24 protein-coding genes and 1 pseudogene are annotated in these 25,121 nt (G+C 69.1%); 20 read left to right on the top strand and 5 right to left on the bottom strand.

The genetic code is table 11. From position 1 onward, the window contains the following. The first annotated feature begins 81 nt into the window (after positions 1-81). From ACFYO2_RS05475 to ACFYO2_RS05460, 4 genes are all read left to right on the top strand, one after another. Positions 82-942: a VOC family protein gene (locus ACFYO2_RS05475; RefSeq protein WP_388344416.1), complete on the top strand. Its 861-nt coding sequence runs from the start codon at positions 82-84 to the stop codon at positions 940-942. Between the two features lie 71 nt (positions 943-1,013). Next, complete coding sequence (gene paaZ / locus ACFYO2_RS05470) at positions 1,014-2,567, top strand: phenylacetic acid degradation bifunctional protein PaaZ (RefSeq protein WP_388344414.1); 1,554 nt, start codon at positions 1,014-1,016, stop codon at positions 2,565-2,567. Positions 2,568-2,905: 338 nt separating this feature from the next. After that, entirely contained in the window at positions 2,906-3,391 is a 486-nt protein-coding gene (locus ACFYO2_RS05465; RefSeq protein WP_388344411.1) for an SDR family NAD(P)-dependent oxidoreductase, read from the top strand. Beyond that, complete coding sequence (locus ACFYO2_RS05460) at positions 3,385-3,633, top strand: hypothetical protein (RefSeq protein WP_388344409.1); 249 nt, start codon at positions 3,385-3,387, stop codon at positions 3,631-3,633. The genes ACFYO2_RS05465 and ACFYO2_RS05460 overlap by 7 nt, the downstream gene beginning before the upstream one ends. Positions 3,634-3,973: 340 nt before the next feature. On the opposite strand, the gene ACFYO2_RS05455 is transcribed toward ACFYO2_RS05460, so the two are convergent. The 3 genes from ACFYO2_RS05455 to ACFYO2_RS05445 all read right to left on the bottom strand — a co-directional run bounded on the left by ACFYO2_RS05455 (position 3,974) and on the right by ACFYO2_RS05445 (position 8,105). Further along, complete coding sequence (locus ACFYO2_RS05455; RefSeq protein ID WP_388344406.1) at positions 3,974-6,145, bottom strand: ABC transporter permease; 2,172 nt, start codon at positions 6,143-6,145, stop codon at positions 3,974-3,976. A 198-nt stretch (positions 6,146-6,343) separates the two neighbouring features. Then, positions 6,344-7,270 (bottom strand): alpha/beta hydrolase, encoded by a 927-nt coding sequence (locus tag ACFYO2_RS05450; RefSeq protein WP_388344404.1) that lies wholly within the window; start codon positions 7,268-7,270, stop codon positions 6,344-6,346. Positions 7,271-7,475: 205 nt separating this feature from the next. Beyond that, positions 7,476-8,105: a TetR/AcrR family transcriptional regulator gene (locus ACFYO2_RS05445; protein ID WP_388344402.1), complete on the bottom strand. Its 630-nt coding sequence runs from the start codon at positions 8,103-8,105 to the stop codon at positions 7,476-7,478. A gap of 439 nt (positions 8,106-8,544) precedes the next feature. Between ACFYO2_RS05445 and ACFYO2_RS05440 the strand changes: the two genes are divergently transcribed. From ACFYO2_RS05440 to ACFYO2_RS05405, 8 genes and pseudogenes are all read left to right on the top strand, one after another. Continuing rightward, entirely contained in the window at positions 8,545-8,679 is a 135-nt protein-coding gene (locus ACFYO2_RS05440; protein WP_388344399.1) for a hypothetical protein, read from the top strand. Then, positions 8,676-9,878, top strand: coding sequence for an NAD(P)/FAD-dependent oxidoreductase (locus tag ACFYO2_RS05435; protein ID WP_388344396.1), 1,203 nt, complete (start codon positions 8,676-8,678; stop codon positions 9,876-9,878). Before ACFYO2_RS05440 ends, ACFYO2_RS05435 begins: the two co-directional genes overlap by 4 nt. 24 nt (positions 9,879-9,902) lie before the next feature. After that, positions 9,903-10,085: pseudogene (locus tag ACFYO2_RS05430) on the top strand (cytochrome P450); the annotation flags it as partial. 97 nt (positions 10,086-10,182) lie between these two features. After that, entirely contained in the window at positions 10,183-10,377 is a 195-nt protein-coding gene (locus tag ACFYO2_RS05425; RefSeq protein WP_307079882.1) for a ferredoxin, read from the top strand. Between the two features lie 98 nt (positions 10,378-10,475). Next, a complete protein-coding gene (locus ACFYO2_RS05420) occupies positions 10,476-11,696 on the top strand; it encodes a cytochrome P450 (protein WP_388344394.1) in 1,221 nt (406 codons plus the stop codon). Positions 11,697-11,982: 286 nt separating this feature from the next. After that, positions 11,983-12,813 (top strand): SDR family NAD(P)-dependent oxidoreductase, encoded by an 831-nt coding sequence (locus tag ACFYO2_RS05415; RefSeq protein ID WP_388344391.1) that lies wholly within the window; start codon positions 11,983-11,985, stop codon positions 12,811-12,813. Between the two features lie 258 nt (positions 12,814-13,071). Then, on the top strand, positions 13,072-14,373 hold the full coding sequence (locus tag ACFYO2_RS05410; RefSeq protein WP_388344389.1) for a sensor histidine kinase: 1,302 nt from the start codon (positions 13,072-13,074) through the stop codon (positions 14,371-14,373). Then, on the top strand, positions 14,370-15,026 hold the full coding sequence (locus ACFYO2_RS05405; protein WP_388344386.1) for a response regulator: 657 nt from the start codon (positions 14,370-14,372) through the stop codon (positions 15,024-15,026). The genes ACFYO2_RS05410 and ACFYO2_RS05405 overlap by 4 nt, the downstream gene beginning before the upstream one ends. A gap of 29 nt (positions 15,027-15,055) precedes the next feature. Here ACFYO2_RS05405 and ACFYO2_RS05400 read toward each other — a convergent pair whose 3' ends face one another. Both ACFYO2_RS05400 and ACFYO2_RS05395 read right to left on the bottom strand, forming a co-directional pair. After that, a complete protein-coding gene (locus tag ACFYO2_RS05400; protein WP_388344384.1) occupies positions 15,056-15,472 on the bottom strand; it encodes a cupin domain-containing protein in 417 nt (138 codons plus the stop codon). Positions 15,473-15,560: 88 nt separating this feature from the next. Then, the gene (locus ACFYO2_RS05395; RefSeq protein ID WP_388344382.1) at positions 15,561-16,451 is read right to left on the bottom strand and encodes a helix-turn-helix transcriptional regulator; all 891 of its coding nucleotides are present in this window, start codon (positions 16,449-16,451) and stop codon (positions 15,561-15,563) included. 250 nt (positions 16,452-16,701) lie between these two features. Here ACFYO2_RS05395 and ACFYO2_RS05390 point away from each other — a divergent pair, with 250 nt between their 5' ends. The 8 genes from ACFYO2_RS05390 to ACFYO2_RS05355 all read left to right on the top strand — a co-directional run bounded on the left by ACFYO2_RS05390 (position 16,702) and on the right by ACFYO2_RS05355 (position 25,072). Next, complete coding sequence (locus ACFYO2_RS05390; RefSeq protein ID WP_307177916.1) at positions 16,702-17,745, top strand: NAD(P)-dependent alcohol dehydrogenase; 1,044 nt, start codon at positions 16,702-16,704, stop codon at positions 17,743-17,745. Between the two features lie 312 nt (positions 17,746-18,057). Continuing rightward, positions 18,058-18,822 carry an SDR family NAD(P)-dependent oxidoreductase gene (locus tag ACFYO2_RS05385; protein ID WP_388344380.1) on the top strand — a complete coding sequence of 255 codons (765 nt, stop codon included), beginning with the start codon at positions 18,058-18,060 and terminating at the stop codon, positions 18,820-18,822. An 86-nt stretch (positions 18,823-18,908) separates the two neighbouring features. Then, complete coding sequence (locus tag ACFYO2_RS05380) at positions 18,909-19,754, top strand: SDR family oxidoreductase (RefSeq protein ID WP_307177918.1); 846 nt, start codon at positions 18,909-18,911, stop codon at positions 19,752-19,754. A 511-nt stretch (positions 19,755-20,265) separates the two neighbouring features. After that, a complete protein-coding gene (locus ACFYO2_RS05375) occupies positions 20,266-20,466 on the top strand; it encodes a hypothetical protein (RefSeq protein ID WP_388344378.1) in 201 nt (66 codons plus the stop codon). Beyond that, a complete protein-coding gene (locus ACFYO2_RS05370; protein ID WP_388344375.1) occupies positions 20,456-21,730 on the top strand; it encodes an FAD-binding oxidoreductase in 1,275 nt (424 codons plus the stop codon). Before ACFYO2_RS05375 ends, ACFYO2_RS05370 begins: the two co-directional genes overlap by 11 nt. A gap of 46 nt (positions 21,731-21,776) precedes the next feature. Further along, the gene (locus tag ACFYO2_RS05365) at positions 21,777-22,463 is read left to right on the top strand and encodes a flavodoxin (RefSeq protein ID WP_388344372.1); all 687 of its coding nucleotides are present in this window, start codon (positions 21,777-21,779) and stop codon (positions 22,461-22,463) included. 543 nt (positions 22,464-23,006) lie between these two features. Further along, positions 23,007-23,591 carry a carbonic anhydrase gene (locus ACFYO2_RS05360; RefSeq protein ID WP_388344369.1) on the top strand — a complete coding sequence of 195 codons (585 nt, stop codon included), beginning with the start codon at positions 23,007-23,009 and terminating at the stop codon, positions 23,589-23,591. 8 nt (positions 23,592-23,599) lie between these two features. Continuing rightward, the gene (locus tag ACFYO2_RS05355) at positions 23,600-25,072 is read left to right on the top strand and encodes a SulP family inorganic anion transporter (protein ID WP_388344367.1); all 1,473 of its coding nucleotides are present in this window, start codon (positions 23,600-23,602) and stop codon (positions 25,070-25,072) included. The last annotated feature ends 49 nt before the right edge of the window (positions 25,073-25,121 follow it).

The raw sequence follows: 25,121 nt of genomic DNA, 5'->3' as shown, positions 1-25,121 counted from the left end.
CGGAGTCCTCCTCGGCTCGATGACGGCAAGGTATTCGTCAGAGCCTTGACCGTCAAGGGTCTAACAAATATCGTCCTCGGCATGACGATCCAGAGCCTTGGTTATGTGGGGATCGGCACGCCCGATCCGACAGCGTGGGCGGAGTACGCCCGCACAGTGATAGGTCTCGCGGTCGAGACCGGGGACCCTGGTGGGCCCGTGCGCCATCGCCTGCGGATGGACCAGCATCCGTTCCGCATGTGGCTGACGGAGGCGGAGGCCGGTGGTGTCACGGTCATCGGCTGGGAGGTCCGTGACGGGGCGGCGATCGACGAGATGACGGTGCGCCTCAAGGAGTCCGGCGTCGACGTGACGGCCGGCACCGAGGAGGAGTGCCGGGACCGGCAGGTGGCCCGCATGGTGCACTTCGGTGGCCCCCTCGGCATCCGCACCGAGCTGTTCTGCGGCCGTCGTCTCGCCCCGAGCCAGTTCGTGTCACCGCTGGGCGTCGACTTCGTGACCGGCGAGCAGGGACTCGGGCACGTGGTGATGAAGACGCCGCACGTCCAGGAGGCGGTCGACTTCTACTGCGATGTCCTGGGCTTCCGGCTCAGCGACACCGCCGACTACCCCTGGGGCACGTTCTACTTCCTCGGCTGCAACCCCCGGCACCACAGCATCGCCTTCATCCGCTCGTACAAGAACGAGGGCACCCACCACATCCTGTGCGAGGTGACCACCCCGGAAGAGGTCGGCCGCGCCCTGGACCGGACGCGCGAACACGACGTCGAACTCATGGCCACGCTCGGCAAGCACGCCAACGACGGGATGTTCTCCTTCTACATGACCTCACCGGCCGGCTTCGGCATCGAGATCGGCGCGGGCGGCGTACAGGTCGACGAGAGCACCTGGGTGAGCCGTACGTACACGGCCGACATCTGGGGTCACCACCCGGTCCCGTAGAGGACTGCGGGGCGATCCGCCCCTCCCAGCAGTCAACCCCCGACCCCTCCGACGAAAGCGGGCCGCATCCCATGCTTCTCGAGAGCTATCTGCAGGACACCTGGGCCGCGCCGACGACCACCGACGCCTCGGCGGCCGACGTGCACGACGCCGTCACGGGAGAGTTGGTCTGCCGCGTCTCCTCCACGGGCCTCGACCTGGTGGCCGCGTTCGACCACGCCCGCCGCGCCGGCGGCCAGGCACTCCGGATGCTGACCTTCCACCAGCGAGCAGACCTGCTGGACGCGGTCGCCGCGGCTGTCCGCGCACGCCGCGAGGAGTTGTACGCCCTGTCGACCCGCGCCGGAGCCACCCTGGCGGACGCCCGCTACGACGTCGACGGCGGCATCCGCGTCCTGCGCGACTACGCGACCCGGACACGCACCGAACTGCCGGACGCGCCCCACCTTCTCGAAGGTCCCGCCGAACGCCTCGCCCGGGGCGAGGACTTCCTCGGCGTCCACCTCGTCACCCCCTCACCGGGCCTGATGCTTCAGGTGAACGCCTTCAACTTCCCGGTCTGGGCACCCTTGGAGAAGCTGGCCCAGGCGCTGCTGGCCGGCCTGCCCAGCGTGATCAAGCCGGCCACCCCCACCGCCTACCTCACCGAACACCTCGTGCGGATCATCACCGACGCCGGCGTCCTGCCGCCCGGCTCCCTGCAGCTGGTCGTCGGCTCGGTGCGTCCGGCACTCGGTCTGCTCGGGGAGCAGGACATCCTCTCCTTCACCGGCTCGGCCGCCACCGCACAGACGCTGCGCACACATCCCAACCTGGTGGCCCGCTCCGTACGCTTCAACGCGGAGGCCGACTCCGTCAACGCCATCGTGCTGGCCCCGGACGTCACGCCCGGAACGCCGCTCTTCGAGGCGTTCGTACGCGAGGTCGTGACCGAGATGACGGTCAAGGCGGGCCAGAAGTGCACCGCGATCCGCCGCGTCCTCGTCCCACGGGAGCACGAGGCAGCCACGCTCGACGCCGTCGCATCCGAGCTCGCCGGGGTGACCATCGGCAACCCCGCCGCGGAAGGAGTGCGGATGGGGGCGGTCGTCAGCCTCGCGCAGCGCGACGACGTACGCCGCGCGGTGCGGCGGATCGCGGAGTCCGGGCGCCTCGTCCACGGTGACCCGGACAAGGTGCGGGTGGTCGACGCCGACCCGCAGCGGGGGGCTTTCCTGGACACCCTCCTCATCTCCGCCGACCCGGACGCCGCCGCGCCCCACGAGGTGGAGCCCTTCGGACCGGCCGCGACCGTGCTGGCCTACCGCGACACCGCCCACGCCATGGACCTGGTGGCGCGCGGCCGGGGCAGCCTCGCCGCCTCGGTCGTCGGCGACGACCTCGCCTGGACGACCGCCTTCGTACGGGAGGCGGCCCCCTGGCACGGCCGGCTGCACCTCATGGACTCGGCGAACATGACGCAGACCACCGGCCACGGATCACCGCTCCCCGCCCTGCGACACGGGGGCCCCGGCCGGGCCGGCGGGGGATCGGAGATGGCAGGCACCCGAGGAGTCCTCGACCTGATGCAACGCACGGCACTCCAGGTATCGCCCCGACTCCTCGACGCCTTGCGTACCAAGTGACTGCGGTGTCGTCGGTGTGCGAGTGGTCCGTGCGGTGTGACCGTCAGCGGAGGGCCATGACGAAACAAGCTGCGTGTGTGCAGCGGAGCGTCGTCACGGACTCACCACCGCCACGCGTGGCCGACGTTGAGGGAGTTGATCTCGGTCCGTGAGTGCGAGGCTCATGCCAGTCACGGAAACAAGACCGCCCTTCCCTGACGTTCTCGATCTTCGAACCGGCGCAAAGCGCGACTGGGCCCCATGAAAGCAAGGAGACACGTCCATGCGAAGAGCGGACATGCGCACTGCCGACAACGTCCGCGCCGACGAGCGGGCTCGCGCGTCCGAGGGGCGGTGCGATGGTGAGTCGCATCCTGGTGACCGGTTCCGCGGACGGCCTTGGACGCGCCGCGGCGGCCTCACTGTTGTCCGCGGGCCACGACGTGGTGGTGCACGCCCGGAACCGGGAGCGCGCGGCGGGCCTCGACGCGCTGGTCGCCCGTGGGGCGCACCTTGTGGTGGGCGACTTCACCGACCGTGACGCCGTACGGCGCATCGCCGCCGAACTGAATGACGCCAAGCCTCTCGACGCGGTCATCCACAACGCCGGCGTGTGGAGCGGACCGGCGGTCATGCCGGTCAACATCATCGCGCCGTACCTGCTCACGGCCCTGCTCCGCGGGCCGCGTCGGCTGGTGTACCTGAGCAGCGGCTCACATTTCGGTGGGCGCCCCGCGCTCGCCGGCTCGACTGGCGGGGCGAGAGCGCGGGCTCGTACTCCGACAGCAAGCTGTTCGTCACGACGCTTGCGGCCGCGGTGGCCCGTCTGCGCCCAGGAGTGCTGAGCAACGCCGTGGACCCGGGCTGGGTGCCGACGAAGATGGGCGGACCGAACGCACCGGATGATCTGGAGCTCGGTCGTCAAACGCAAGAGTGGCTTGCGTCGAGCGACGAACCGCAGGCCCTGACGACCGGCGGCTACTGGTATCACCGCCGGCGGCAGCAGCCGCACCGCGCAGTGCACGACGAGGCGTTCCAGGACAACCTCCTGCGGACGTTGACCGAGGAGGTGGGCACCGTGCTCTGAGCGGTAGAGGACAGCAGATCGACAGCCTCAGGCACAACGAGAGTGACGGGCCCGAGAGGAAGCCTCCCGGCATCTGCCGGGAGGCTTCCTACGCTCGGGAGTTTGAGGTCGGCGGTCAGGGCTGTTCCGTGTCCGACAGGTCGCGGCGGCACGGGCCGTCGCCTCGGCCACCAGCCCGCTCCCGCGTTGACCTCCTGGCGGGCCCGGTGCACCTGCACCGGAGCCGCTTCTGCTGCATCGGTGCATCGTGTGGGATCCCCGTCCCGTCGGACGGGGACCCCGGTCAGGAACGTCGGCGCGTGGTCCGCCTGCTACCCGGGGCGACAGCGCGCAGGGTGCCTCAGGCGATGCCGGTCCGGTCGAGCGGCTCGGGGGCGGGCCTCTCGGCCTCCTGACCGCCCCGGGGAGTGTCGGGGCCGCCGTCCGCACCGGCCTTGCGGTTGCGGCGGGCGATGCCCCGGTCGATCAGCACATGCAGCAGCAGGCACACGGCGCCCCAGGCGGCGATGGTCGCGAGGTGGCCGGCGACACCGGAGTGGTCGAAGTAGACCGTGGCGCGGACGATGTCGACGGCGGCGGGCAGGGGCAGGAGGTCGTTCAGGTCGCGGAAGGGTTCGGGGACCATGTAGAGCGAGATACCTCCGCCGGAGGCGGGGACCCCGACCAATATCGCGATCACCAGCACGGGGATGATGCCGGCGATGCCGAGGGTGCGAGTGAAGACTCCGGTGAACATCGAGATGCAGAAGATCGTCAGTGCTCCGAAGCCGATCATCGCCCAGGCGTGGCCGTTGATCGCGCCGATCAGGACGTCGAAGAGGAACCACAGCCATACGGCCATGCCGACCGCCCAGCCGGCCAGCATCGGCAGCAGCTGTCGCAGCCGGTTGATCTCGGGCGCGCCGCCGCGCAGCACCGCCATGATCAGGAAGCCGGCCATGATCCAGGACATGGCCGCGTACATGCTGTTGCTGCCGTTGGAGTCGGAAGCGTTCAGCGGCTGGACGTCGGTCAGTTCCAGCGGGGCCTTCTGGCTCGCCGAGATCTGTTGGAACATCGCCTGCAGCGCGGTGTTCTGGCTCACGCCCGCGGCCGAGGAGGTGTACAGCGAGGCCTCGCCGCCCCTTGAGGTGGGCAGGACGTACACGCCGACGGTCTTGCCCTCGCGGATCTGGTCCGTCGCCGCGTCGAGGGAGGTGCTGGTGGTCAGGGAGAGCAGGTCGCCCAGGCCGTCCTCAAGACCGCGGGCCGCCTGCGTGGCCTGTTCCTGCGAGGCGCCGACGACCACGACGGGCATGTCGCGGACCTGCGGCTCGTGCAGGGAGGCGCTCATCAGGCCGACGACGGCGGTGAGGATGGTCAGCGGGAAGGCGGCCACCGCGAAGTACCGGAGCCGCTTGGAGCGCACCGGTCCACCGGCCATCGCGGGCCGGGGGAAGTGGGGGTCGTCGGTCGCCTCGGTGTTCGGAATGGTGAGCCCCTTGCGGCGCTCCACCAGGAGGTTGAGCGCGAGGGCGGCGACGACCCAGACGGCGAGGGTGAGCAGGTGGGTGCCGACGCCGCGGCCGTTGAAGTAGACGATGGAGCGCAGCGCCTCGCCCGCGGCCGGCAGCGGCAGCACGTTGTGCAGGAAGCCGAAGAAGCCGGGCATCGAGTGGATCGGCATGGCGAGGTTGGAGGCGGGCACCCCGAAGACCATCCACAGCAGCATGCCGGGCAGCACCGCCAGTCCGCCGATGAGTTTCACGAACAGCAGCTGGCCGAGGGCCACCGCGCCGGTCGCGAGCAGGCCGACTCCGACGAACTGCAGATAGTGGCCGTCGATGGCGCCCACGATCGGCCCCAGGATCAGCCAGATCAGCGAGCTGGTCGCCACCGCCCAGCCGGCCAGTATCGGCAGGAACCTGCGCACGGAGAGCAGATGGGGCACCGCCGCGATCATGCCGCTCAGCGGGGAGTACCCGACCATCATCATGCCGATCGCGGCGAACAACACCGCGATGCCCGCGCTGTCACCGGCGGGCAGGGGCGCGATGTCCTCGGTCTTGGTCGTCCAGTCGTGACCCGCTGCCACCGGGGCGAGGAGCTGCTTGACCGTTGATGCCTGTGAGGCGCCGGCTCCCTGGGCCGTGTAGAGAGTCGCCTCGGTGGCGCCGTCCGCGGGGAGCTGCAGGACGCCGGCGACGTCACGGTCCTTGAGCTGGCCGAGTGCCTCCGTGCGGTCGGCGACCAGCCGGGGTTCGGCGGCGCCGTCCTTGGCGGTCTCCAGCTCGTCGACGACGGACTGGGCCACGGCCCCCGAGCCGACGACGGCGACCGGCATGTCCCGGGTCTGCGGCGAGTGCATGGTGCCCATGTACGTCGCGTACATCATCGTGACCATGAGGAAGGGCATGACGAAGAGGAAGACGTACTTGACGATCTTCATCTTCCTGTCCGCGTCGGATGTACCCGCCTCGGGCGAACCCGGCTCGCGTCCGCCGGCATCGCGGACGGGGGTCGGTGTTTCCATGATGTGCTCCTGGTGGATGTGCTGGGCGCAAGGCGCAGGCGCCTTCTCCGCGCTGTGCAAAGGTGTGGTGTTCAGCCCGAAAGTGGCAGCGCTCTGGCGCAGGTGCAGTCGTCGGGGTCTGAAGGACTTCGATGGCGATGCGGGTGCTGGCCGAGGGGGCCGTCCCGTACGTGGCGCGGAGTGGCGCGCCGGTGTGTGTCAGCCGTACAGCGCGGCATCCAGCGCCCGCGCCTGCAGGCGCCAGAACTGCTGGGAAACGTCGGCCTTGGGGAACACCGCGTCGAACCCGTGGAACGCGCCCGGAACAATGTGGAGTTCGCAGGGGACCTTGCTGTCGCTGAGGCGGCGCGCGTACTCCACGTCTTCGTCATGGAAGAGATCGAGGGTGCCGACGCCGATCCAGGCCGGGGGGAGCCCGGTGAGGTCCTCGCGGCGGGCTGCGGCCGCGTACGGGGAGACGTCCGGGCCCGCTACGGCGTCGCCGAGGTAGGACGACCAGCCGTACTGGTTGCTCTTGGGAGTCCAAAGACGCATGTTCCGCGCGTCCAGGTCCGTTCTCGTCGTCGTGCGGTCGTCGAGCATCGGGTAGACCAGCAGTTGGAACACCGGCCGGATCTCGGCACGGTCATGGGCGAGCAGCGCGAGGGCCGCGGCGATTCCGCCACCCGCGCTGGCACCCCCGATCGCGATGCGGTCGATGTCGATGTGGAGTTCGCTCGCCCGCGCGATCAGGCCGCGCAGTGCGGCGTAGGCGTCCTCGACGGCCGCGGGCGCGGGACTGTCCGACGCCCGTCGATAACGGACCGCGGCGACGGTGATGCCGAGTTCGCGGGCGAAGGCGATGCTCGTCCGGTCGTCTTGTTCCGGGGCTCCGAAGATGAGGCCGCCGCCGTGTATCCACAGCAGGGCCGGAGCAGCAGCCTTCAAGCCGGTCGGCTGGAAGACGCGGAGCGAGACGGACGGTGCGCCCTTCGGCCCGGGTACGACTATTTCCTGAACGGTGAGGTCGGTCCCAGGGGCGGTCGGGCGCGGCTTCAGGCTCCGCATGACGCGCGAGGACAAGGGTCCGTACGACATCTTGGGGATGAAGCGTCCGAGCAGGAGATCGGAGTGGAAGGCACTCATCGGTTTCTCGGGCTCTCTGCTGCCACACCGGCAGACCGGTATGCGTTGGCGCGGTGGCGCCCGGCTGGTGCCGTGGCAAGCCGTTGCCGACGGAATGCGGATCGGTTCAGCGTGCATGGAATCGAGACCATGAAGCGCTCCTCCTCATCAAGGGTTTGCGAGATCACGCGCCCCGGCGCGTGGACAGCGACACAGGTGGGGATGGCTAGGAAGCCGCCACGGCGGCACCGGTGGGAAGGCCGGCGCGCACGTGCAGAAGGCCCTCTCGGACAAGATCGGGCAACGCGACGTCGGTGTGGCCTTGTGCCCACATCTCCATGGACGTCCGCAGCACGGCAGCTGCTGCGGCGGCCAGCAGGCGGGGAGTCAAGTCCCGCTCGGCGTCGGTGCCGGTGCGTTCGGCGAAGAGTTCCGCGAGCTGCTGATCGGTCTGCTCGTACGTGACCAGGTGCTGCGCCCGCATCGACGGTTGCTCGCCGACCACGCGCATCAGCACCGCGATGTTGTCCCGTTGACCGACGTATTGCGCGGCGAAGGACGGCAGCACCTGTGTCAGGGAGTCCCACGGCGGCTCCTCCACGGGCCTGGCGCGCATGGCGTCGAGCAGGGAAGTGCCGCTCCGTACCAGGCCGTCGAGGATCGCCGCCTCGCGACTGGCGAAGTAGTTGCGAAACGTGCGCGGCGACACATCCACTGCCGCAGCGATCGCCTCCGGGGTCGCCGCGTCGAGTCCCCGCTCGACCATCAGGGACCAGGCCGCACGGCTCAATGCCGCCCGGGTCGCCAGCTTCTTCCGTTCGCGCAGGCTCGGCTCTTTCGTCATGCCGACCACCATCCAGGATTTTTTCCGGCTTGGCAAGTTTTCCTTCTTGGCAAGATCTGGTGAGTGTGCCTAGTGTGGGCCGCGGCGGCAGCTCGTTATGAGCCTGGCACTCCACCAAACGCCAGTCACGGCTGTTCGAACGCCCATGCCGCCGATGGTCATCGCCATGGCAAGCCGGTCGCCGGCCCCCCTTTGGGGCAGCTCACCGTGCGCGCCCCTCGGTGCCGTATTCCGACGCGCGGTCATGGTCTGCGACGCGCTGCGGCACAGCGCGCTCTTCGGGAACGCACAGGGCCGCTGTCGGCCCGGCGCGGGCCGTGCCCATCTCGGCCGGAGCGGTGCGAGGTCACGAAGCCGTAAGTAGTGGTCGCGGCCGGCGACTTCCTGAACCGGTGTCCACCGCACCTGGGCGATCCGGACGCGAACCGGCGATTCAACGAAGGAGATTCAGATGAAAGAGAAGGTCGATGTTCCCAAGTCTGTTGCCTCCGGGCAGTACCTGCTGATCGCGCCCCACCTGCACGACGCGGTCCGAGAGTCGGCGATGGTCTGCCCGGCCGCCGCCGTCGACCTGGCGGAGTCGTGAACCGGGTCGTCATCGTCGGCGCGTCGGCGGGCGGGCTGGCCACTGCGGAGGCGCTGCGCAGGCTGGGGTACAAGGGTGGGCTCACACTCGTCGGCGGCGAGAAGCATCTGCCGTACGATCGCCCGCCGTTGTCGAAGCAGATCCTGACGGGGGAGTGGCAGCCGGACCGGCTCCCGCTGCGCCCGGAGGAGGACATCGACGCGCTGGACCTGGACCTGCGCCTGGGCATGACCGCGACCGGGCTGGATACGGCCAGGCGGACCGTGGCTCTGGCCGACGGCACCCGCGTGTCGTACGACGCCCTGGTCATCGCGACCGGAGTCCGTCCCCGCGGCCTGCCCGGAACCGAAGGGCTGGCCGGAGTGCACACGCTGCGCACCCTGGAGGACGCTCTGGCGTTCAAGGCGCGGCTGCGGCCCGGGCGGAGAATGGTGATCGTCGGCGCCGGGTTCATCGGTGCCGAGGCGGCCGCCGTGGCCCGAAGGCTCGGGGTAGAGGTCACGCTCCTGGAGGCGGCTCCCCTCCCTCTGGCGCAGGCCGTCGGTGAACAGGCCGGTCAGTTCCTGGCCCAGATCCACCGTGACCACGGGGTCCTGCTGCACACCAGAGCCCAGGTCGCCGGAATCCTCGGGGCCGACGGCGAGGTCCGTGGCGTCGGGCTGGCCGACGGAACCGTCCTCCCGGCGGACGACGTGCTGGTCGCCATCGGCTCCCTGCCCAACACCGAGTGGTTGGCCGGCAGCGGGCTCACCGTGGACAACGGACTGGTCTGCGACGAGTTCAGCGCGGCCGCACCCGGCGTGTACGGGGTCGGGGACGTGGCGCGCTGGCACAACCCGCTCTTCGGTACGGCGATGCGCATCGAGCACCGCACCAACGCCGCCGAGCAGGGCATGGCCGTCGCCCGCAACCTGCTGAACCCGGACGCGCGGCGGCCGTTCGCGCCGGTGCCGTACTTCTGGTCCGACCAGTACACGATGAGGATCCAGGCGTACGGATACCTCCGTGGCCACGACGAGGCGATGGTCATGGAACACGACCCGGCGCAGCGGCGGCTCCTCGTCGCCTACCGGACAGGGGACCGGCTGGCCGGCGCACTCGCCGTGGGCCTGCCGCCGAAGACCGTCCGAGCCCTGCGGGCCCTCGTCGCGGCCGGCACCGCATGGGAGTCGGCCGCCAGTGACGCAGCCGCCGCCTGACCGCGAGCTCAACGACTCAGCGACGTCGCCTTCGGCTACGGCATCCACCAGTGCCTGGGCCGGCCCCTGGCCCGCGTCGAACTCCAGGTGGCCCTTTCCACCCTGCTGAGCAGGCTGCCCGGGCTGCGGCTCGCGGCGCCGCCGGCGGAGCTGCGGTTCCGGCACGACTTGGTCACCTACGGCCTGCACGAACTGCCGGCCGCCTGATGACACGAACCGGGCCGACCGCAGGCCCTGACCGCTTTCTGACCAGAGCCCCCCCACCCGGCCGGGGCGGGGAGGCAGTCCAACGAATGGAGATGCCATGAAGGTTGAAGTAGACGTTCCCAAATGTGTCGCCTCCGGGCAGTGCGTGATGATCGCGCCCGAGGTGTTCGACCAGCGCGACGAGGACGGCATGGTCGTACTGCTGGACGAGACGCCCGCGCCGGAGGTGCACGAGGCGGTCCGCGAGTCGGCCATGGTCTGCCCGGCCGCCGCCATCCACCTGGCGGAGTGACGCCTGCCGACCGTCGCCGCCGACACCTCACCAGGCACCGCCAACCGTGTGCGGTGCCGACACCCCCACAGCAATCCCCCCCCCCCACAGGAGCATCCATGAGTACATCAACCCCCACGAACGACCCGACCGGCCTACCCGCCTTCCCCGGCAAGCGTGACGCGCGCTGCCCCTTCGACCCGCCCCAGGAGTACACCGACTGGCGTGCGGCCGAAGGGCTCCAGCGGGCGGTGTCACATGGCGAGCCGCTGTGGGTGGTGAGCCGGTATGCGGACATCCGCGCGGCTCTGAGCGACCCGCGCCTCAGCTCGGACGACCGGCGTCCCGGCTACCCGGATTCTTCCGGGAAGGCCGGTGACCTGCCCCAGAGTTTCCAGCGGATGGACGACCCCGAGCACGCCCGGCTGCGGATGATGCTCACCGGGGAATTGACGATCAAACGGGTGGAGCGGATGCGCCCGGACGTTCAGAAGATGGCGGACGACTTCCTCGACCAGATGATCGCCAAGGGACAGCCGGCGGACCTGGTCCGGGACTACGCGCTGCCCATCCCGTCCCTGGTGATCTCCCTGTTGCTCGGAGTGCCCTACTCCGACCACGAGTTCTTCCAGCATCACAGCAACACCCTGACCGACGCGAACACCACGGAGCAGGGCAAGCGGGTGGCCAGCGGCGCCCTCTTCGGCTACCTGCTGGAGCTGGTGGGGCGCAAGGAGCGCGAGCCGGGCGACGACCTCATCAGCCGTCTGATCGGTGAGCGGGTCGCCACCGGCGAACTCACCCGTGAAGACGTGGCGATGGACGGCCTCATGCTGCTGATCGCCGGCCACGAGACCACGGCCAACATGACCGCCCTGAGCACCCTGGCCCTGCTGGTCCACCCCGATCAGGCAGCCCGCATCCGCGACACCGACGACCCGGCCGTGGTCGCGAACGCGGTCGAGGAACTGCTGCGCTACCTGACGGTCCCCCAGGACCACGTCTGGCGCGTCGCCACCGAGGACCTCACCCTCGGCGGACAGCTCATCCGGGCCGGTGAGGGCGTGTCCATCAACCTGCCCGCCGGCAACCGCGACACGGCCTTCCTCGACCGGCCCGACACCCTGGACGTCGACCGCAACTCCCGCGGCCACGTCGCCTTCGGCTACGGCACCCACCAGTGCCTGGGCCAGTCCCTGGCGCGGATGGAGCTGCAGGTGGCGCTGCCCACCCTGCTGCGCAGGCTGCCCGAGCTGCGGCTGGCGGTGCCGCTGGAGGAGCTGCGGCTCCGGCACGACATGGCCGTCTACGGCGTCCGCGAACTGCCGGTCACATGGTGACCGGCGAGGCGGACAGCGCCCTGCGCGGTCAGCGACCGCAGGCCCCGGCTCACTGAGCCCGGGGCACACCGAACGGGGCCGTCCTGAGCGGCGGCGGCCCCACCGCGCCGTGCTCCGTGGGGACAGGGGGTACGGCGCGCATCCCGGGCCTGGCGGCGGATCACATGTCCCACCGCCGCCGGGCCCGCGGACACCGGTCCGCAACGCAAGGACCACCGCCGACCATCAGGCGGGATGAGACCGCACGCACAGAGGCGTGAAACGCACATAGAGAAGAGGAATACCCATGAGTGGCACGGGATTTGAAGGACGCAGCGTCATCGTCACCGGGGCGGCCTCGGGCATCGGCAGGGCCGCGGCCCTGATGTTCGCCAAGGAGGGAGCCAAGGTCCTGGTCGCGGACCTGAACAAGGACGGCGCCGAGGAGACCGCCAAGGCGATCGAGGCGGCGGGTAGCACCGCCGTCGCAGTCGCCGGCGACCTCAGTGACCCGCAGGTGGTCGACGAGGTCGTGGCCACCGCCATCCGGACCTTCGGCAGCCTGGACGTCCTGGTGAACAACGCCGGCATCACAGACAGCATGTCGGCTCTGGCCGACGTCGAGGACGCCGAGTGGGAACGCGTCATACGGATCAACCTGACGGCGCCCTTCCTGCTGACCCGGGCCGCGTTGCCGCACATGCTTGAAGCGGGCCACGGCACGATCGTCTTCACCGCGTCCGAGGCCGGGTTCCGCGGCAGCGCGTCCGGTACCGCCTACACCGCCTCCAAGCACGGCGTCGTGGGCCTGGTCAAGAGCCTCGCCGTGATGTACCGGGGGCAGGGCATCCGCACCAACGCCATCGCCCCTGGCGGGACACAGACCAACAACCTCACCAACTCCCTGGAACCCGCCAAGATCACGGCCCTCGTGAACACCATGCTGGGCGAGGCCCAACCCGACGGCGGGCCGGCCCCGCACGGGCCGACCGTCATGCGCGACTTCCTCCGCACCAACTCCGGCCGACGGTCCACCCCCGAGGAGCAGGCCGCCGCCATCGTCTTCCTCGCCTCCGATGCCGCCGAGATGATCAACGGCGCTGTCCTGCCCGTCGACGACGGCTGGTCCGCCGTCTGACGAGCCGCCCCGCGCTCCGGCCGACACCCCGGGCGCGGGTTCGGGCCGCTGGCCGCACGGGCGGGAAACCGCCCCGGCCGGTCTCCAAATCCTGCCCTCGGCCGTCACCGCCAGGACCGCTGGAAGGCCCGCTCACACCATGAAGGATGTACGACAGTGACCGCACCAGCACCGACGGCTCATCCCGTAGATCCACGGACCCTGCTGAGTGGTCCGGAACACCGCACGTTCCGCCCTCTGCTGTGCTGGCTGGCGTCGATGAATCGTGCGGAAAAGGCCCATCCGCAGGTCACACGCTGGGGCGTGCCGGCCCTGTGCACCGCGTTCGGCCTGCCCTCCCTCCTGGACGCGGCCGACGGACCCGGCGTCCCGGCGGTCCTGGCGCTGATCGCCGGGCTCACCGTCCCGCTGCTCTGGCGCAAGCAGCACCCCATGACGGTCTACGCCATCACCACCGCCACCGCCGTGGCGGCACTCCCCCTGGGAATCCTGACGGCCGCGGACGCCGGGCGCCTGGTGGCCCTGCTCAACGTGGGCCGCCGTGGAACCGCCCGCCAACTGGTCGTTGCCCTGGCCGTCGGCCTCGCGCAAGGGATCGCGGCGTACGTGGTCTATTCGTCCGACGGGCAGCTCGACCACTTCCTGCAGGCTCCCGCGCTGATCCTGATCATGCTGCTCGACGTCGTGGCGATCGCCGGACTGGGTGTTATCAGCCGACTCGTGAACTCCTACATCACGGCCCTGCAGGACCGTGCCGTGCGCCTGGAAGTGGAACGCGACCAGCGTGCCCGCCTTGCCGCAGCCGCCGAACGCGCCCGCATCGCCCGCGAGATGCACGACATCCTCGGCCACACCCTGTCCGTCGTCGTGGGCCTGGCCAACGGTGCCGCCGGACTCACCGAGAACGAACCCAGGCGCGGCGCCGACACCCTGCGGCTCATCGCCGACAGCGGGCGCGGCGCCCTGGGCGACCTGCGCCGCCTCCTCACCGTCATCCACCACGAGCCCGGCGAACCCGGCACCGCCCCGCCGCTCGCCCCCCAGCCGGGTCTGGCCGACCTCGACGCCCTGCTGGAACGGGTGAGGGCAGCGGGCCCCAGCGTCACCCTGCACACCGAGGGCGACCTGGAAGGACTCGCCACGGGACTCCAACTGGTCGTCTACCGCATCGTGCAAGAGGCCCTCACCAACACCCTCAAACACGCCGCACCCGACCCGACCATCCAGGTCGCCGTCTGCGTGGACCACGACCTGGTCCACGTCACCATCGAGGACACCGGCCCCCATCGCCTCCGACATCGGGCCGACCGGAGCGATGGCGGAGGCCAGGGTCTGGTCGGCATGCGCCAGCGTGCCGCCCTCTACCAGGGCAGCATCACCGCCGGCCCCAACACCCGCGGCGGCTGGACCGTCCGCGCCCTCCTCATCCCCACCGCGGCACCCTTCACGCCCCCGAAACCTCCGCCAAGCCGCCGGACTCGCCCGCAGCGAAAGGACGCCCACGAGCATGGAGCCGTCCTCACCGCCCCAGCACCGTTCACGAGAAGCTGCCCGTCATGACCACCGTCCTCGTCGTCGACGACCAGGCCCTGCACCGATTCGGCTTCGCCTTGCTCCTCGAACAACACCCCGACCTGACCGTGGTCGGCGAGGCCGCCAACGGAGCCGAAGCGGTCAAGCTGGCCGCTGAACTCCGCCCCGACGTCGTCATCATGGACATCCGCATGCCCGGCATGGACGGCATCGAGGCCACCCGACGCATCGTCACCTCCGGCAGCCGCTCCCACGTTCTGGTCCTGACCACCTTCGACCTCGACGAAGACGCCTACGCGGCCCTGCGTGCGGGCGCCAGCGGGTTCCTCCTGAAGGATGCCGAGCCCGGTGAACTCGTCGCCGCCATCCGCGCGGTGGCTGCCGGAGACGCCGTCATCGCGCCCGGCCTCACGCGGAAACTCATCGACGTCTTCAGCCAGAAGATGAGCCACCGCAGTCGTGATCAGGAACGCCGGCTCGCCTCCCTCACCGACCGCGAACGCGAGGTCCTCAACGCCATCGCCTGCGGCTACAGCAACGCCGAGATCGCCGCGCACCTCCATGTCGCCGAAACCACCGTCAAGTCCCACGTCGGCCGCATCCTCGCCAAGACCGGTGCCCGCGACCGCGTCCAGGCCGTGGTCTTCGCCTACGACGTGGGACTGGTCCGGCCGGCATGAACCCGCCCCCTCACAGGGCGGTTGCCGGTTCAGGCCCGGCTGGTGGTGCGCGGCCCGTTGTACTGCTCCTCGGTGACCGGCTCCCGCCACTCGGTCTCCGGGGTGCCGTCGCCGAGGCCCTCCCACATGGCGATGTGCTCCATGAAACGGTCGGACACGGCGCCGTGCCAGTGCTCCTCGCCGGGCGGACAGGTGACGGTCTCGCCCGGGTGAGCCTCGAAGACCGTGCCGTCGCGGGTACCGATCAGGGCTGTGCCGGAGACGACGTACAGGGCCTGACCCATGGCGTGAGAGTGCCAGTGCGTGCGCGCGCCGGGCGAGAAACGCACCAGGTTGGCGCGCATCCGGGACGGCTCCTGGCCGGCGTGGATCACGTCGAACCACACGTCACCCGTGAACCAGTCTGCCGGTGCCTTGACGGTTGGCTGCTGCTTGGCGAATTCCATGCTGTTTCTCCTGGCGAAGGCGCTGGGATGCGGCCGTGATGCGGCGCTGGGCCGCTTCGGGCGCTCGTGCTGCGAATGTCCGCGGGTGTCAGCCGGCTGGGTTGTGTGTCTGTCCGGAGGTCTGGGGGCGGGTGGTGGACGTGCTGGTCCAGCTGGCGAGGATGCCCAGGGCTTCGGCAGAGCGGGACGCCGGCTCCGGGGTGTAGATGACCAGGGTCTGCTCGGGGTCGCCTTCTACTGCCAGAACCACGTAGTCGAGGGTGAGGTCGCCGACGAGCGGGTGGTGCAGGCGTTTGGTGCCGCTGGTGTGGGCGATGACGTCGTGGTCGGCCCACAGGCGGCGGAAGGTGTCGCTGTGCAGGGACAGCTCGCCGATCAGCTCCGTGAGCTGCGGGTCGTCGGGGTGGCGGCCGGCGTACATGCGCAGCAAGGCCAAGCAGTCGCCGGCGACCTGGTCCCAGTCGGCGTACAGCGTGCGGGCGGCCTCGTCGAGGAAGACGAAGCGGGCGAAGTTGCGTTCGCGGCGGGGCCGGGCTTCGAAGTCGGTGTAGAGGGCGTGGGCGAGCTTGTTGGCGGCCAGGACGTCCATGCGTCTGCCCATGACCATCGCGGGGACGCTGAGGGAGTCCAGGGTCCGGTACAGGACCGGGTGGACTCGCTGGGGGGCGAGCGGCCGCTTGCGGCGGGTCCGGGTGGTGGCCTTGGGCTGGGTGAGGTCGAAGAGATGGGCGCGTTCGGTGTCGTCGAGGTGCAGGGCGCGGGCGACGGAGTCCAGGACGGCCTCGGAGACGCCCTGGGTGCGGCCGCGCTCCAGGCGGACGTAGTAGTCGACGCTGACCCCGGCGAGCTGGGCGACTTCTTCGCGGCGCAGGCCCTGCACGCGGCGGGCGCCGCCGTGCGGGGCGAGACCGGCCTGTTCGGGGGTGATCCGAGCCCGGCGGGTGCGCAGGAACTCACGGATCTCGCTGCTGCGGTCCATAGAACTACCGTACGGCGATCCCGGACGCGTCAGGTGCTGGAAAGGGGCACTGCCGGACCCCCCTGTGAGCAGTGCCCCCTACGGGGGCTCGGGCGGGGGCCGCCGCGTGGTTGCGTGGATATCGGGCCCGCTACGCCGGCCCGCAAGACCTGATGTGACGCCCCGTCGGCGGGGAACCTCCACCGGCCGTCCGTCAGGCCCCCGCGGTGTGACCGCCGTGGGAACCGCACACGCCAGACCAGGAGAACCTGTGCTCACCGTCAACGCCTATGCCGCGGTCTCCGCGACCGCGCCGCTCGTCCCCACCACGATCCAGCGCCGCGACCTGGGTCCGCACGATGTCCTGATCGAGGTCAAGTACGCCGGGATCTGCCACTCCGACATCCACCACGTCCGCAGCGAGTGGGGCGAGGTCCCGTATCCGCTGGTCCCCGGTCACGAGATCGCCGGTATCGTCACCGAGATCGGCCCCGCGGTCACCCGTCACGCCGTCGGCGACCGGGTGGGCGTCGGCTGCATGGTCGGCTCCTGCGGTGAGTGCACGAGCTGCCTCAAGGGCGAAGAGCAGTACTGCCTGCGCGGCAACATCCTCACCTACGGCTCCGTCGACCGGGACGGCACGATCACCCAGGGCGGCTACTCGACCCACGTCGTGGTCACCGAGGACTTCGTGGTCAAGATTCCCCAGACCCTGGGCCTGGACGAGGCCGCGCCACTGCTGTGCGCAGGCATCACCACCTACTCCCCGCTGCGTCACTGGGGTGCCGGGCCGGGCCGGAAGGTCGCCGTCGTCGGCCTGGGCGGACTCGGCCACATGGCCGTCAAGCTCGCCCACGCCATGGGTGCGGAGGTCACCGTCCTGTCCCAGTCACTGAAGAAGATCGACGACGGACTGCGCCTCGGCGCGGACGCCTACCACGCCACCAGCGACCCGGACACCTTCGAGAAGCTGGCCGGCACCTTCGACCTGATCGTCAATACCGTCAGCGCGCCGCTCGACGTCAGCGCTTATCTCTCGCTGCTGGCCATCGACGGCACGATGGTCAACGTCGGCGCCCCGGCGGAGCCGCTGTCGGTCAACGCCTTCTCGTTGATCCTCGGCCGACGCTCCTACGCCGGCTCGGCGATCGGAGGCATCCGCGAAACCCAGGAGATGCTCGACTTCTGTGGCGAGCACGGCCTCGGTGCCGAAATCGAGGTCATCCCCGCCTCGAAGATCAACGACGCCTACGAGCGCGTCCTCGCCTCGGACGTGCGCTACCGCTTCGTGATCGACACCGCCACGCTCGCTTGAGCCGACCCTCAGGCCGTGGCCGCTTGGACCTGGTCGCCGGCGGCGACGGCGCCTGGCCACGGCGGTCGATGGGGTCCGTACGGCGCCCCCCTCGCCGGAACCGGCGAGGGAGGTACTGGCAGACCCCAGGAAGAGGCGTGCCCCGTACAGGGGCCCGGGCAGGGCAGGCGGGTGGTTGCCTGGATAGCGGGCCTACTGCACGGCATCGATCATTCGAGTAGTACGCGCCGTAACGGCACGCAGGAGATTGTCGCCGCCGCAGCCCCGCCGTCTGCCCTTTCACCCCACGTTTGGAGATGAGGACACCCCCCCATGGCTATGAAACTGACCGGAACCGTCGCTCTCGTCACCGGCGCGAGCAGCGGGATCGGCGCCGCCACCGCCCGCGAGCTCGCCGGGCAGGGCGCCTCGGTGGCGCTCGTGGCTCGCCGCAAGGACCGCCTGGAAGCTCTTGCTGCCGAGATCGAGAAAGCCGGTGGCACCGCGCTGGCGGTGGAAGCGGACATCACCGACCGTCACCAGGCAGAAGTGGCCGTGGGGCAGGTCGTCGAGCGGTTCGGGCGGCTGGACACCCTGGTCAACAATGCCGGTCTGATGCTCGTCGGGCCTGTCGTCGGGGCGGACGCCGAGGAGTGGGACCGCATGATCGCGGTCAACGTCCAGGGTCTGCTCTACACCACCCGCGCCGCCCTGCCGCATCTGCTGAAGGCTGCCGAACAGGCGCCGCGCCAGGTCGCCGACATCGTCAACATCGGCTCCTACGCCGGTCGCGTGGCGAGCAGCGGGTTCGGTGTCTACAACGCCACCAAGTTCGGCGTGCACGCCTTCACCGAGTCCCTGCGCCAGGAAGTCACCCAGCGCCACGTACGCGTCGGTGTCGTCGAGCCGGGTGCCGTGGAGAGCGAACTGGGCACGCACAACAAGCCCGAGATCCGCGACGAGGTGATCAACCCCTTCTTCGATGGAACCGAGGTCCTCGCGCCCGAGGACATCGCGGACGGTGTCACCTACATGGTCACCCGTCCCCGGCACGCCGCCGTCGGCGAGCTGTGGATCATGCCCACCGAGCAAGCCTGAGCACCTCCATCGCGCGGCCTCCCCGGCCAGGGCAACGCATCAACACCCCATCACCCGGGCCGCATCGGCCCCGGAAAGGAGTCCTCATGAGCAAGGTCATTTTTGTCACTGGTGCCGGGCGCGGTCTGGGCACGGACATCGTCCGTGAGGCTCTGGCGGCCGGTCACCAGGTCGTGGCCACCGGGCGGCGCCCCGAGGAGGTTGAGAAGACGCTGGGCGGGCCGCAGGACAACCTGCTGACCGTGAGGCTGGATGTGACCAGTCTGGAGGAGGCGCAGGCGGCCGCGCAGGCGGCGGTCGAGCGGTTCGGCCGTATCGACGTGCTGATCAACAATGCGGGGAACTTCTTCGCCGGCTACTTCGAGGAGGTCTCCCCGGAGCACATGCGCCAGCAGATCGAGACCAACCTGTTCGGCCCGATGAACGTCACCCGTGCGGTCCTGCCCGTGATGCGTGCTCAGCGCGACGGTCACGTCGTGTCGATCTCCTCGCTGGCCGGTCAGGTGGGCACGGAGTTCACCGCCGCCTACGCGGCTTCCAAGTTCGCCGTGGAGGGCTGGATGGAGGCCCTGCACCAGGACATCGCGCCGTACAACATCCGCACCACGATCGTGGAGCCCGGTTACTTCCGTACCGAGCTGCTGGTGGATGCCTCCACCACTTGGCCCGAGCCGACCATCGCCGACTACGCCGAGCGCACCACTGCCACGGTCGCGGCGTGGAAGAGCATCAACGGGCAGCAGCCGGGTGATCCCGTCAAGCTCGCCCGCGCCCTGCTGACCGTTGTCGGGCAGGAGCAGCCGCCGGTGCGCTTCGTCGCCGGCGCCGACGCCATCGAGGGCGTCACGGCCAAGGCCCGCGAACTCCTCGCCCAGGTCGAAGCCTCCCGCGCACTGGGCGGCAACCTCGGCCACGACGACACCAACGCCTGAACCACCCCACACACCAGGCGGACCCCACTCCCGCCCGGTGTGTCACACCGCGGCTGGGGCGCCGAATCCGCGCCCGGTTGCGCTGAGATGGCCAGTGGCGAGAAAGTCAGCCACGGCGATCACAGCCTCACCGGTCGGCGCGCCCAGACCGCGATGACCAGCCAGGCGAACTCGTCCGGCTGACAAAGCGTCCGATTGAAGCAACGCCGAGCACACGCGACGGAACGTGTACCTGGATGAGTGCCCGAAGGACGTCATGCCCCGTCCTCGACGGGCCACTTCAGGGATCTCGCCGCTGAGTTCCATCGGCACCTGCTGAGCTGATGCCCCCACGCGCACCCTCAGGTGCGTCGTTGCGGGTTGTGCGGCCGTGCCTGTTGGCTCCGTTTCCCCATCGCCGGGGCATTACAGAGGCACGCGCTGACGCAGCTGGTGGGGCTGCGTACGCCGCCCGCCGACTCCCCTCTCCGTCCTGCGGTAATCAACGCAACGCAAACAGGAAGAACTCTCGATGAGTCAGACCTCGAAGCCCGCCGAAAAGGGCTTGCGGGTGAAGCGGAAATTCAAGGTTGCCGTTCTGATTTCTGTTGTGGTCGTGGCTACGGCGGCACTGATCTATGTCAACCTGCAAAACGTGCGGGACACGGGGCGGCGAGGACCCTCCTCGGTGAGCGAAGGCGGCACACTCGGGAGTCTCAGCGATGCTGCGTAAGCTGCTGTTCTGGAGCTTCACAGTCGTTTTTCCGCTCCCGCTGGTGCTCACTTACGACTACCTCGCCACTGAGCCTGGGCCCCTTAAACTCTACATCTTGCTCGGTCTGATCGCTTATGCATGGTGGCTGCTGTCCATCCTGCTCAGCGTGAGGCCGTACTGGCTGGACCGTTTCGTGGGGCTGCCGTCTGTTTACGGCTTGCATGGGATGCTCGGCGTGCTGGCTGTCGTCGCGGCCTATTTGCATCGTGACTCCTCCTACTCGCCGAGCCCGCTGGCTCGGGACCTGGGGGATTGGGCGTTCTACGGGTCTCTCGGTGTGCTCTGCTTCTCGGTGTTTTTCATGAGCGGGTGGCTGGTCGATAGGTCGAGACTGCTGCTGAAGGCCAAGGGACTTCTGGAGGTGGTCTTCCGACGCCAGCTCTCCGTATGGATTCATCGACTGAACCTGGTGATCGTCGCGATGATCTGGCTGCACGCTCACCTCCTCGTGCGAGTGAACCGGCACTTTGAGTTCATGGTGCTCCTGGATTTGTACACGGTGATCGTGCTGGGCATCTATGTATGGAGGAAATGGATTGAGCCCGACACCTATCTGACGGGCACCGTCACGGGCAATGACGCGCGCGGTGGTTCGACTCGCAGGGTGTCGGTGGATCTCGACCGCAGAGCAGCGGCCTTGCAGCCGGGCGACTTCTTCTTCCTCCGCTTTGAGGGATCCTCTTCCGTGAGCAGAGAGTGGCATCCCTTCTCAGTGACGGATGACAACCAGGAAACCCTGACCTTCACAATTCGTCAGCACGGAGACTTCACTCGGCGTATCAGCAAGGTCGAGAAGGGAACTCGCGTGCGCCTGGAGGGGCCGTTCGGCCGCTTCGAATCGATCATCCGGAATCGATACCGGGATGCTCCGCTCGTCTTCCTCGGAATGGGCGCGGGCGTGGCACCCCTGCTCAGCCTGACAGCGGCCCATCACGCTACGCGAAACATTCACCTGCTGTGGGCCGTGCGAAGTCCGGAAGACGCCTATTACCGCGATGTGCTGGAGGAGTACCAGGAAGCGTCCGGTGGCCGTTTGCAGGTCACCACCAGCGTCGGCCGGTTCCGACGCGAGGATCTGGCCGGAATTTTGTCAACCGAGGCGATTTCCAAGGGCGCCTTCTTCATAGTGGGTCCCAATCCGGCCGTGCTGGCAAACCAGCGTCTGCTGCGGCGAATCGGAGTCTCGGCACGGCGAATACACCAGGAACGGCTCACCATGTAAACGGTGCACCGCCATCATCGACATTTGAAGATACGGAGTCACTGAGATGACAAGCACGACACGCCGCGGTTTTCTCGCACTGGCCGCCGCAGTCGCAGGGGCCGGCGTCGCGGGTTGTTCCATGATCGGGGGAGATGACGACTCCAAGGCTTCGGGTCCCTCGAGAGTTTCCGCTCCGATTGACGAGTCACGTACTTTGGTCGCCTACTTTTCGGTGCCCGAGACCGATGACCCGAACAACATGAGCGAAGAAGAGGCGGGCAGTACGCATGTCGTCGACGGCAAGGTCCTCGGAAACACCCAGTACGTCGCGCAACTCATTGAGGCGCGCATCGGAGCCGAAATGTTCCGCATCGAGACGGCGGAAGAGCTGCCCCTTGAGCACGGAAGGCTCGAAGACCTCGCGCTCGAAATGCAGGAGGGAGACGAAAGGCCGAAGCTCAAAGCCCTGATTCCGAACCTCGAAGACTATGACACCGTGTTCATTGGATACCCGATCTGGTGGTACGACCTGCCGATGCCGGTGTACACATTCCTCGAGGAGCATGACTTCAGCGGGAAAAACATCGTTCTGTTCAGTACTCACGGTGGAAACGGGCTGTCCGGAACCGTTGAAAAGGTCACCGAGAAACTCCCTGACTCCACTGTGGTGAGCAACGCGTTCTCGATCCTGCGTGATGACATGGACAGTGCCGAGGGCGAGGTGGGGGAGTGGCTCGACAGCCTCGCTTAAATATGCTGCGAGACTGGACACCCCGGTTCGTGGTCGCTCTGGCTGCTCTCCTTGTGGCGTTGCAGTTCGTCGGCGTGATGGTGCCCGCCGCGTCCGGGAACGTCCCGTACAGCTCGGCCGTGGAGTCCGCGGAGGGGTTTGCCGACGTGCTCGTCGTAGAGGGTGCGGGCGAGTTCGCCACCTGCGGTGACCCGGGGCTTACCGTTGCTCCGACCATCCGGGCGGGAGGCCGTGACCGCCACCGTCCCGCCGCGAAGCCTTCCGCCGGGGGCGCGCGGGCGCACGCATGCACCGCGCCGCCTCCGGCCGTGATCACCGTCTCACGCCCCGAGTCGAGATCCTCAAGTACCCATGCACTAGTGGCACTTCAGGCATTCCGCTGCTGAGAGGGCCTGCGGGCCGAGCCGACATGTCGTATTCGATGCTTGCCATGTTCGCGCCTTCTGGTGCGCCTCCGTGGAGTCATGTCGCCGCTCGCCCGCCTGCGCTCCGTACTCAGACAGACCGACGCGCCGTCTGCGGCGCGCCAGGAGGACAACTGATATGCAGCCCCTCATCGACCACGCCCGATCCTTCCGCGAGCAGTCCGTGGAGCGCCCCGAGGAGTTCGCCCGGCTGGCCAAGGGCCAGTCACCGCACGTCCTGTTCATCACCTGCTCCGACTCCCGCATCGTGCCCGCCCTGATCACCGGCGCCCGGCCCGGTGAGCTCTTCGAACTGCGGACCGCCGGGAACATCGTCCCCCCGTACGCCTCCCAGCAGCCCACGAGCGAGGCGGCCACGATCGAATACGCGGTGGAGGTGCTCGGGGTGACGGACATCGTCGTCTGCGGCCACTCGCACTGTGGCGCCGTCGGAGCACTGGTGCGAGACGAGGACCTGACCGCCGTGCCCGCGGTACGCGACTGGCTCGCCCATGCGACTCCGCGCCCTAAAGGGGCGGTCGGCGACCCGGCCGTCGCCGAGGCCGTGCAGGGCCATGTACTGACACAGTTGCTGAGGTTGCGTTCGTACCCGTGCGTCGAGAAGCGACTGGTGGATCGGGAAGTGCGTCTGCACGGCTGGTTCTACGAGGTGCACACAGGATCCGTGCTGGCCCATAACTTGCAGTCCTTCAGGGCGCTGTGAGGCCCGGCATGGACCGTCAGTCGAGGTTTCCCCATCTGCGGCAGGACTTCGCCGCCTCGCTCGTCGTTTTCCTCGTCGCCCTGCCGCTGTGTGTCGGCGTCGCCGTGGCCTCCGGTGTTCCGGCGGAACTGGGCCTGATCACCGGCATCGTCGGCGGACTCGTCACCGGCATGATGCGCGGCAGCAGTCTCCAGGTGTCGGGTCCGGCCGCCGGCCTGACGGTGCTGGTCTTCGAAGCCGTACGGACCTTCGGGCTCCCCGCGCTCGGAGTGATCGTGCTGGCCACCGGGCTGTTCCAGCTCGCCATGGGTGCCCTGAAGCTGGGGCGCTGGTTCCGGGCCATCTCGGTCTCGGTCGTCGAGGGCATGCTCGCCGGCATCGGGCTCGTCATCATCGCGGGCCAGCTGTACGCGGCAGCCGGTATGGAGGCTCCGGCCTCCGGTCTGGGCAAGATAGCGGGACTGCCCGAGGTTGTGGCCGAGGCTGCTGCCAGCACGGCGGCGCTCACCTCGCTCGCGATCGGTGCCGGAACCATCGTGGTGCTGGTGCTGTGGAAGCGGATGCCCAAGCGGGTGCAGGCCGTTCCGGGCGCGCTCGCCGCGGTAGCGCTGGCCACGCTCGCCTCACTGGCGTACGACGCCCCCGTCGCCACGGTCGAGGTGCAGGGTCTGCTCGGTGCCGTCCAGCCCCCGAACCCCGACACATTCGCCGAACTGGCGAACGTGAGTCTGCTCGGCACCGTTCTGGCCTTCACTCTGATCGCCTCCGCGGAGAGCCTGTTCAGCGCGGCAGCCGTGGACCGGCTGCATGACGGACCACGCACTGAATACGACAGGGAACTGATGGCCCAGGGCGCTGGCAACACCGTGAGCGGGCTGCTGGGCGCACTGCCGATGACCGCCGTGATCGTGCGGAGCTCCGCCAACGTCCAGGCCGGCGCGAAGACCAAGGCGTCCCGGGTCCTGCACGGCGTGTGGCTGCTGCTGTTCGCGGCGCTGGTGCCCTTCGTTCTGGCGCTCATCCCGCTGCCGGCCCTCGCCGGCATCCTCGTCCATGCGGGCTGGAAGCTGATCCCGCTGCACACGATCGCACCCCTGTGGCGCCAGCACCGGGGCGAGGCGTTGATCCTGGTGGTCACGGCCGTGGCGATCGTCGCGGTGAACATGTTCGAGGGCGTCCTGATCGGTCTGGCCCTGTCCGTGGTCAAGACGGCCTGGCAGGCATCGCACATCAAGCTGGTGGTTGTCGACAGGGGCACAGGCCCTGTCCAGGCGTGTCTGTCCGGCTACGCGACCTTTCTGCGGCTGCCGAAGATTCTCGACAGCCTGGAGGCGCTGCCCCAGGACCGGCCCGTCGAGTTGAACCTGTCGGGCCTGCGCCACCTGGACCATGCCTGCCGAACAGCGCTGGAGAACTGGGCGGCGCGGCACAGCTCCGCAGGCACCGAGCCCGTGCGGCTGACCGAACTGTCGACGGTGTAGGCCATGTCCGACTGACGGTGACCGGTATCGGTCGGGCGGGGTCAGAACG

This window comes from Streptomyces sp. NPDC006602 (assembly GCF_042870385.1).
Classification (GTDB): domain Bacteria; phylum Actinomycetota; class Actinomycetes; order Streptomycetales; family Streptomycetaceae; genus Streptomyces.
The sequence above is the reverse complement of the archived record's forward strand: the minus strand, read 5'-3'. Positions and strand labels throughout refer to the sequence as shown.